This is a genomic window from Devosia sp. (assembly GCF_034675085.1).
Classification (GTDB): domain Bacteria; phylum Pseudomonadota; class Alphaproteobacteria; order Rhizobiales; family Devosiaceae; genus Devosia.
Window position 1 is genome coordinate 1 of record NZ_JAUCDN010000130.1, and the last position, 8,756, is coordinate 8,756.

The 8,756-nt window shown below is 64.8% G+C and carries 11 protein-coding genes; 6 read left to right on the top strand and 5 right to left on the bottom strand.

What is annotated here, in order from left to right; genetic code table 11:
* On the top strand, positions 1–238 hold a 238-nt coding region (locus VDP82_RS09800), incomplete at its 5' end, for an aminotransferase class I/II-fold pyridoxal phosphate-dependent enzyme (protein ID WP_323014665.1).
* Positions 239–264: 26 nt separating this feature from the next.
* Here VDP82_RS09800 and VDP82_RS09805 read toward each other — a convergent pair.
* Both VDP82_RS09805 and mscL read right to left on the bottom strand, forming a co-directional pair.
* Entirely contained in the window at positions 265–900 is a 636-nt protein-coding gene (locus VDP82_RS09805) for a response regulator transcription factor (RefSeq protein ID WP_323014666.1), read from the bottom strand.
* 280 nt (positions 901–1,180) lie between these two features.
* A complete protein-coding gene (gene mscL / locus VDP82_RS09810; protein WP_323014667.1) occupies positions 1,181–1,564 on the bottom strand; it encodes a large-conductance mechanosensitive channel protein MscL in 384 nt (127 codons plus the stop codon).
* 164 nt (positions 1,565–1,728) lie between these two features.
* Between mscL and VDP82_RS09815 the strand changes: the two genes are divergently transcribed.
* The 5 genes from VDP82_RS09815 to VDP82_RS09835 all read left to right on the top strand — a co-directional run bounded on the left by VDP82_RS09815 (position 1,729) and on the right by VDP82_RS09835 (position 6,536).
* On the top strand, positions 1,729–3,351 hold the full coding sequence (locus VDP82_RS09815) for a hybrid sensor histidine kinase/response regulator (protein ID WP_323014668.1): 1,623 nt from the start codon (positions 1,729–1,731) through the stop codon (positions 3,349–3,351).
* A gap of 82 nt (positions 3,352–3,433) precedes the next feature.
* Entirely contained in the window at positions 3,434–4,276 is an 843-nt protein-coding gene (dapD, locus tag VDP82_RS09820; RefSeq protein ID WP_323014669.1) for a 2,3,4,5-tetrahydropyridine-2,6-dicarboxylate N-succinyltransferase, read from the top strand.
* Position 4,277: 1 nt separating this feature from the next.
* Positions 4,278–5,426, top strand: a complete 1,149-nt coding sequence (gene dapE, locus VDP82_RS09825; RefSeq protein ID WP_323014670.1) for a succinyl-diaminopimelate desuccinylase — start codon at positions 4,278–4,280, stop codon at positions 5,424–5,426.
* A complete protein-coding gene (locus VDP82_RS09830; RefSeq protein WP_323014671.1) occupies positions 5,423–5,962 on the top strand; it encodes a hypothetical protein in 540 nt (179 codons plus the stop codon). The genes dapE and VDP82_RS09830 overlap by 4 nt, the downstream gene beginning before the upstream one ends.
* Positions 5,963–5,978: 16 nt before the next feature.
* On the top strand, positions 5,979–6,536 hold the full coding sequence (locus tag VDP82_RS09835; RefSeq protein ID WP_323014672.1) for a hypothetical protein: 558 nt from the start codon (positions 5,979–5,981) through the stop codon (positions 6,534–6,536).
* Positions 6,537–6,602: 66 nt separating this feature from the next.
* On the opposite strand, the gene truA is transcribed toward VDP82_RS09835, so the two are convergent.
* The 3 genes from truA to def form a co-directional block, all read right to left on the bottom strand.
* On the bottom strand, positions 6,603–7,340 hold the full coding sequence (truA, locus tag VDP82_RS09840; RefSeq protein WP_323014673.1) for a tRNA pseudouridine(38-40) synthase TruA: 738 nt from the start codon (positions 7,338–7,340) through the stop codon (positions 6,603–6,605).
* On the bottom strand, positions 7,340–8,260 hold the full coding sequence (fmt, locus tag VDP82_RS09845; RefSeq protein ID WP_323014674.1) for a methionyl-tRNA formyltransferase: 921 nt from the start codon (positions 8,258–8,260) through the stop codon (positions 7,340–7,342). The genes truA and fmt overlap by 1 nt, the downstream gene beginning before the upstream one ends.
* 44 nt (positions 8,261–8,304) lie before the next feature.
* On the bottom strand, positions 8,305–8,756 hold a 452-nt coding region (gene def, locus VDP82_RS09850), incomplete at its 5' end, for a peptide deformylase (protein WP_323014675.1).

The following is an 8,756-nucleotide window of genomic DNA, read 5'->3' on the forward strand; positions in this document are numbered from 1 at the left end:
GCTGGACAAGCACAATATCTATATCCAGCCCATCAATTATCCCACCGTGCCCAAGGGCACGGAGCGTCTGCGCATCACGCCCACTCCGCTGCATACCGACGAGATGATCTTCGAGCTGCGCCACGCGCTGGTCAGCGTCTGGGCGAGCCTGGAAATTCCGCGGGTGGAAGCAGACCCCGCCATCACCGCCGGCAAGCTGACCTCCGGCGACCTGACCCTGCCGAGCCTGGGGGGCTAAGCCCCCCTTCCGCCGCCGGAAGGTTTTCAACTCGTCAGCACGATCCGCATCAGATCCGCCGTATTGCGGGCGCCCAGCTTTTCCATGACGCGGGCGCGGTGCACCTCGATGGTGCGCGGGGAAATGCCCAGTTCACGGCCGGCTTCCTTGTTTGACTGACCATTGGTGATGAGCTGGAGAACCTCGCGCTCGCGCGGGGTGAGTTGAGAAAAGCCGCGCACTTCCACCGGACGGCGGCCGCCCTGCATGGCCCCCAGATGCACGTCGCGGCGCAAGGCATCGCGGATAACGGTGAGCAGATGCTCGGTATCGATGGGCTTGGTGATGACATCGGAAGCCCCCAGCTTCATGGCCATTACCGCCGCGTCGACCTGCGGCTCGTCGGCCAGCATGAACACCGGCGTGCCGGTGCGCAGGGCCTTGACGCGGCGCAACAGGCCCAGTCCGCTCTCATCGCCCACCTTGAGGTTGAGCACCACGATATCGGGCCGCCGGCGCTCCATGCTGATGCTGAAATGGCCCGCCTCCAGCGAGAACACCGTCTGGAAACCTTCAAGGCGAAACAATACGCTCAACGCTTCGCACGTGGCCGGATCCGCATCCACGATATGGATCAGCCGGTCGCGGTTGAGATAGGAATGATAATAGACCTGATCGCTCATTTCGCCCTCTGCCCCTGGCAAGTTTGAACCACGCGACGCCCCCAGTGCTGCGAACCGGCTCGCGAGGTTCCCCCCACGGGACGGAACAAGCAGCGATTCAACTGCGGTGAATCGCCAAGGTAGTTTGCGCTAGGGGCCGGCGCTGTCGAGCCGGGCAACCCTTAGGATGTACCACCTATAAATAGGTTTACTGACCTATAATCTTCCTGTCAACGGAATTTTATCCTATATCTCTTGAGACAAAAAACCGGCGCCGTTTCCGGTCGCCGGCTCTGTGATATCAGCGCGGATTGGCGCGCAGGGCGTCGCGGATTTCGGTGAGCAACACTTCCTCCCGGCTGGGCGCGGGCGTGGTTTCCACCGGCTCCTTGGCGGCATCGCGCTTGAGGGCGTTGATGCCCTTGACGACGAGGAAGAGCACAAAGGCGATGATGGTGAATTTCACCACGGCGTTGATGAACAGGCCGATATTGACCTTGGCTTCGCCCACGGTGAGCACGATGCCGGAAAAATCGATGCCGCCGATGATGATGCCGATGAGCGGCATGAAGATATCGTCGACGATGGACGACACGATGGCGCCGAAAGCAGCACCGATGATCACGCCTATAGCAAGGTCGATCATGTTGCCCTTGATGGCAAAGTCACGGAATTCCTTGAACATTGATGAGCCTTTCAAACTGTCTTCGCCTCCCGGGCGCTCGCGACCTGCGGGGCGGTAGGATTCCATTAACCGGCTCCGAAATGCAATGGGGCCAGAGTAGGTCTTGCACTGTTCCCCGGGAGAGCGCGATAGTCCGGCCGCGCCGCCCTTGAAGGATCAACCCAATGCCTGCTCCAGCGCAGGAGGCCGCCACCAGCCTCTGGCAAGCCATGGATCATTTTCCGCAAGGCATTGCGGTGTTCGATGCCGCCTTGCGGCTGGTCGTTTCCAACAGCCGCTACAATGACTATCTGGCCCTGCCGCCCGACCTGACCCGGCCGGGCACGGCGCTTTTCGACATGGCGCTGTTTCTGGGCGATCGCGGAGATCTGGGCCCGGGAGACGCCGCGCGGCTGGCCATCGAGCGAATCAACCTGCTCACCCAGGCGCCCACCACCATCACCCAGCGCCAGGGCAGCGCCGGCCAGATGCTGGAATTCCATTCCAGCCGCCTGCCCGATGGCGGCCTGGTCATCAGCTTCACCGACGTCACGGCGCGGGTGCGGGCGGAAAAGGCGCTGGAGCGGGTCAACCAATCGCTGGAAGAGCGCGTGGAGGAGCGTACGGCGGCGCTGACGCGCGTCAATACCGAGCTGGAAAGCGCCCGGGCCAAGGCGGACGCCGCCAATATCGACAAGACCCGCTTTCTGGCCGCCGCCAGCCATGACCTGCTGCAACCGCTCAATGCCGCCCGGCTTTATACATCGACCCTGATCGAGCGCGCCAAATCCACCAGCCTGGCCGACCTGGCCAATTCCATCGAGGCTTCGCTGACGGCGGTGGAAGACATCATGACAGCGTTGCTCGATATCTCCCGCATCGACAGCGGCGCGCTCAAGCCGGCTCCCGCCCCGGTGGCGGCGCGCGACCTGTTGCGCAAGATAGAGGTGGAATTCGGCCCGCTGGCCCGTGAAAAGCAGATCGCGCTGCGCATCGTTCCCACCAATGCCACCGTGCTGGCCGATCGCACGCTGGTGGGGCGCATCGTGCAGAACCTGGTCTCCAACGCCATCAAATACACCCCGCCGGGGGGCAAGGTATTGGTGGGGCTGCGGCGGCGGGGCAGCCGCATGCGGCTCGACGTCATCGACACCGGCATCGGCTTCAACCGCGACCAGCACCGGCTGGTCTTTGTCGAATTCTCGCGGCTCGAGCGCGGCGCGCGCATGGCCCAGGGGCTGGGGCTTGGCCTGTCCATCGTGCAGCGTCTCGTCAGCGCGCTGGGGCTGACGCTGGAACTGGACAGCCATGAGGGGCGCGGCTCACGCTTTTCGTTGTTCCTGCCGGCGACGCGCAGCACGCTTCCCACCGCCCCCGCCAGCGCCGCGCCGAGCGAAACCAGCTTCGGCACGCTGGGACTCAAAGTGCTGTGCGTGGACAATGAAAAGGCCATCATCGAGGCCATGGAGGGGCTGTTGCGCCATTGGGGCTGTGACGTGCGCAGCGCGCTCTCGCTCAAGCAGATCGACCGCGAGCACCTGCTGGAAGGCTGGTATCCGGATATGGTGCTGATGGACTATCACCTCGACCAGACATCGGGGCTCGATGCCATCGAATGGCTGCGGCACAATCTGGGCGGGCACCTGCCGGCGGCGCTTGTCACCGCCGACCGCAGCCCGGCGGTGCGGACCCTGGCCGAAGAACGCGGCATTGCCGTGGTCACCAAGCCGGTCAAGCCCGCCGCGCTGCGCGCCGCCATCAGCGGGCTGGCCAATCAGAGCCGAAGCCCCTCGGGGCGCGGCGGCTGACGGCCCGCCCGCCTGTATGGAGGCGATTGACACGAGGCTGGCGCCGTTTATGTTCGCCTCCCCTCCAGCTAAGGAAATGCCCATGCCCCATACCGATCTCGCCAAGGTGATCGACGACGCCTTCGAGGCGCGCGCGCAACTGGGCCTGGAGACGAAAGGGGAAATATACGAGGCGGTGGAAGAGGCGCTGCGCCTGCTCGACACGGGGACGGTTCGCGTCGCCGAAAAGGTGAACGGCGCCTGGCAGGTCAATCAATGGCTCAAGAAGGCGGTGCTGCTCCATTTTCGCCTCACCGACAATCGCCTCATCGCCGGCGCGCCAGGCCAGTCGTATTACTGGGACAAGGTGGAGACCAAATTCGAAGGTTGGACCGAAGCCCGGTTCCGCGAGGCCGGCTTCCGCGCCGTGCCGGGGGCGGTGGTGCGCCGCCCCGCCCATATCGCCCGGAACGTCGTGCTGATGCCCAGCTTCGTCAATGTGGGGGCCTATGTTGATGAGGGCACCATGGTTGACACCTGGGTCACCGTGGGCTCCTGCGCGCAGATCGGCCGGAACGTTCATATTTCGGGGGGCGTGGGCATTGGCGGCGTGCTCGAGCCCTTGCAGGCCGGGCCGGTGATCATCGAGGACAATTGCTTTATCGGGGCGCGCTCGGAAGTTGTGGAAGGCGTGATCGTGGGGGAAGGCGCGGTGCTCTCCATGGGTGTCTTCATCGGCGCTTCCACCAAGATCGTCGACCGCAACAGCGGAGAAGTCCATATCGGCAAGGTGCCGCCCTATTCGGTGGTGGTGCCGGGCGCCCTGCCCGGCAAGCCTCTGCCCAACGGCCAGCCCGGCCCCAGCCTTTATTGCGCGGTGATCGTCAAAACGGTGGACGCCCAGACCCGCAGCAAGACCGGCATCAACGAACTTTTGCGGGATTGAGATGAGCCTCGATCCGGCCAAGCTGCTGCACGACCTCATCGCCTGCCGTTCGGTGACACCCGAAACGGCCGGCGTTTTCGATGTGCTGGAAACGGCGCTCGCAGCAGCCGGCTTTTCCACCACGCGCCTGCGCTTTGAAGGCAGGGGCTCCTATCCGGTGGACAATCTTTTTGCCAGGCGCGGCACGGGTGGGCGCAGGCTGCTTTTTGCCGGCCATACCGATGTGGTGCCACCCGGTGACGCGGCGCTCTGGACCAGCGATCCCTTTGTCGCCCGCGAGGATGAGGGCCGGCTTTTCGGGCGCGGGGCCGCCGACATGAAATCGGGCATCGCCGCCTTCGTCGCGGCGGCCTCTGTCGTGCCTGCCGAGGCGGGCACGATCCTCCTGGCCATCACCAATGACGAGGAGGCCGAGGCCGTCAACGGCACCGAGCCGCTGCTGGCCTGGATGGCGGCGGAGGGGCATGACTTCGACTTCGCCATTGTCGGGGAGCCTAGTTCCGCCGCGCTTCTGGGCGACAGCATCAAGATCGGCCGGCGCGGCTCGTTTTCAGGCCGGGTGAGTGTCACTGGCACCCAGGGACATGTCGCCTATCCCGAAAAGGCCAACAATCCCCTGCCGGTGCTGGCCCGGCTGGTGAGCGCGCTCGATATAAAGATCGACGCCGGCAGCGCACATTTTCCTGCCAGCAATCTGGAAATCACCTCGATCGATGTGGGCAATGCGGTGTCCAATCTCATCCCCGCCGTCGGCACGTTCCGCTTCAATATCCGCTATAACGAGTTGTGGACGCCCGAGACACTTGCGGATTGGGTGCGGGGGCGGCTCGCCGGCGTCGACGCGGCCGGAACCCGCGTCGATTTCGAAATCTCCGGCACACCATCCCGCTCCTTCCTCTCCCCGCTCAGCGGCGATGTCGACATCCTGTCCGATGCCATCGAAGCGGTCACAAGCCGGCGTCCGGTCCTTTCCACCGGTGGAGGCACATCCGATGCGCGGTTCATCGCCCCCTATGGGCCGGTGGTGGAATGCGGGCTGGTCGGACCCTCGATGCACCAGGTGGACGAGCATATCGCACTGGCCGACCTCGCCGAATTGACCGAAATCTACCGCCGATTCATGCTCGGCTTCTTCGGAGACGCCGCATGAATCCGTGGACTGCACTCAAGGATGCCGCCCTCGGCTGGCGCATGATAATCCTGGGACAGCCGGAATGGACGGCGCAGTTCAACCGCACCGCCTCGGGACTGGCGGTGGCGCTGGCGGTGTTCGCCTTCGCTGCTTTCCTCGCCGTGGTGGTGGCCTCGGCCCATATCGGCATGCCGGGGCTTATCGGGGTGGTCGTGGCCATGCTGGTGCTGGGGCTGCCGCTTCTGGCGCTGGCCATCATGGTCTGGGTGACGCGCCGGACGATGCGCGACGCGGGGCCGGTGCAGGACGTGATGGTGCCCGGCACCTATGCCGCCACCGCCTTCCTGCTGGTCGAGGGACTATTGGCGCTGACCGGCGGGCCGCTGGTGATGCTGGCATGGGCGGGGCTGGCCTATCTGCTCTACCGGCTGGCGCGCATGGCAACGAATTGGCATGTGGTCGTGGCCATCGCTTTTGCGGTTTTGAGCGTCGTGCTGCTTGTCGCTTTGCGTCTGGCGCTCTACATGGTGAGCAACCTTCCCACGCCAGACTGAATTTCGAGGCAAGCCCTTGGCCCAACCGACCACGACTTTCCTCCCTGAAGCCCTGTCCGCCCTGCGCGGCTGTGTGGCCCTTTTGCTCGGACGGCGCGACGCCCCCGGCTATTTCGACCTGAGCCCGCGCGGGTTCATAGGCAGCCTGGTGGCGGTCGTTCTCGCCATTACCCTCACCGGCTTCGCGCCGCACCTGTTCGGCATGAGCCTGCCGGCCGGCGCGGCCACGCAATCGGTCATCGTCAATGTGGTGCTGTTCCTCGCCCAGGCGGGAACCAGCTATCTGGCCTTGCGCCAAATGGGCCGGCAGGACGGTTTCCTGCCCTTCCTTACCGCCTCCAACTGGGTAACGCTGTTCTCGGCCATATTGGTGGTGCTGTCCTCGCTCACGCCGCTGAGCGGGCTGGTGCTTATCGGCGTGATGGTGATGGCCATCGTCACTTTCATCAATATCGGCCGGCTGGTGGTGACGCTGACCGGCTGGCAGATCGGCATCCTGTTCCTGGCCCAGACGGTGGGGGTCTTCATCGCCATCGGCATCATGATGTCGCTGATCGGAACGCCGACGATCTAAAGCCTTTCACTGTTCCGCCGCGTTTCCCAACCGCAAAACCCCGCCGCCGCTTTTTCTGGACGCGCTTTAATAATCGACGCCGGTGAGGAAAAGCCCAGCGGCTGGCGCCATGGCGCCGCAGCGGCGGCGGTCGCGCGCATCCAGCGCGGCGCGGAAATCGGCCGGCGACCACTTGCCCTCGCCCACCAGCTTGAGCGAGCCCACCATGGAACGCACCTGGTGATGCAGGAAGCCGCGCGCGCTGGCCGTCACCACGACATGCTCGATCTCGCGGCGCACCCGGAAGACGTCGAGCGTGCGCAGGGGAGACTTGGCCTGGCATTCGGCGGAGCGGAAAGTGGTGAAGTCATGCAGGCCCAGGATGAGGCCGGCGGCATGATCCATCGCGTCGGCATCGAGTTCCATGGGCACGTGCCAGACATGGTTGCGCTCGAGCACCGCCGGGGCGCGGCGGTTGAGGATGCGATATTCGTAATGGCGGGCCCGGGCGGAAAAGCGCGCTTCGAAATCCGTCCCCACCGCTTCTGCGGACAGCACCGCCACCGGATTGGGCCGCAAATGATAGTTCAGCGCCTCACGGATGCGGAAGCTGTCCCAGGTCCGCGACAGGTCGAAATGCACCACCTGCCCCAGCGCGTGGACACCGGCATCGGTCCGCCCGGCGGCCTGAAGGGTGACGGTTTCACCCGACATGGCGTGGATGGCCCGCTCCACCGCCTGCTGCACGCTGGGCCGGTCGGCCTGGCGCTGCCAGCCGGAAAAAGGGGTTCCGTCATATTCGATGGTGAGCTTATAGCGGGGCATCAGCCAGCCGTGGCGGGCAGGTCCCCTGCCCCGCGCAGGAACGTGGCGCTGTCCATGGCGCCCTTGCCTTCGCGCTGCACCTGGGTGAGCTGAACCGCGCCGTCGCCACAGGCGATGGCCAGGCCAGGAAGGATGGTGCCGGGGGCACCGCCACCCGCGGCCAGCGTCGAGCGCAAGGCCTTGATGCGCACGGGCTTTCCGCTCAGCTCCAGCTCGAACCAGGCGCCGGGGAAAGGCGAGAGGCCGCGAATGTGGTTATGCACCTCCTTCGCGGACCGAGACCAATCGATGCGGGTCTCGGATTTTTCGATCTTGGAGGCATAGACGGCGCCCTCGGGCGGCTGGGCGGTAAAATCCAGGCTCCCCCGCTCCAGCGCCGCCATGGCGCGGCCCATGAGGTCGGCGCCGACGCGCATCATGATATCGTGCAATTCGCCGGCAGTCATGTCGGAGCCGATGGGGATAACTTCGCCCAGCGAGACCGGGCCGGTATCGAGCCCTTCGTCCATTCTCATGACCATGATGCCGGTCTGGCTGTCGCCGGCCATGATCGCGCGCTGGATGGGCGCGGCGCCGCGCCAGCGCGGCAAAAGCGAGCCGTGCAGGTTGAGGCAACCATATTCGGGCGCATCCAGAATGGCCTTGGGCAGCAGCAGGCCATAGGCGACCACCACCGCGACTTCCGCGCCGTGGCTGGCAAAGACAATCTGCTCGGCCTCGCCCTTGAGCGAGCGCGGGGTGAAGACCGGAATGCCGAAGCCTTCGGCGGCCAGATGCACCGGGGATTTGCGCTCTTCCTGCCCCCGCCCCGCCGGTTTGGGCGTGCGGGTATAAACCGCGACGACCTCATGACCGGATGCAACAAGCTCGGTAAGCGTGGGAACGGAGAAATCCGGCGTACCCATGAAGACGACGCGCAAAATCGGGTTCCTTCCATCCGTGCGGGGGCGGGCTTTTCGGCGCCCTAGCCAGCGGCGCGGCGGGCGGCCTTGTCGAATTTCTTGATGACGCGGTCGCGCTTCAAGCGGCTCAGATAATCGATATACATCACGCCATCGAGGTGATCGAGTTCGTGCTGGATGCAGACCGCAAGCCGGCCCTCGGCCTCGCGCACCACTTCCTTGCCATCCAGATCGGTATATTTCACCGTGACTTCATTGGGCCGCTCGACCTCGTAATAAAGCTCGGGAATAGACAAGCAGCCCTCCTCGGTCACCTGCATCTGCTCGCCGAAATGGGTGATCTGGGGATTGATGAGCACCATCGGGGCGCGCGGCCCCTCCTCAGGGGCCAGATCCATGACCACGATGCGCTTCATCACGCCAAGCTGGGTGGCGGCCAGGCCAATGCCGGGCGCGTCATACATGGTGTCGAGCATATCCTGGGCCAGCGTGCGGATTTCATCGTCGATTTCCA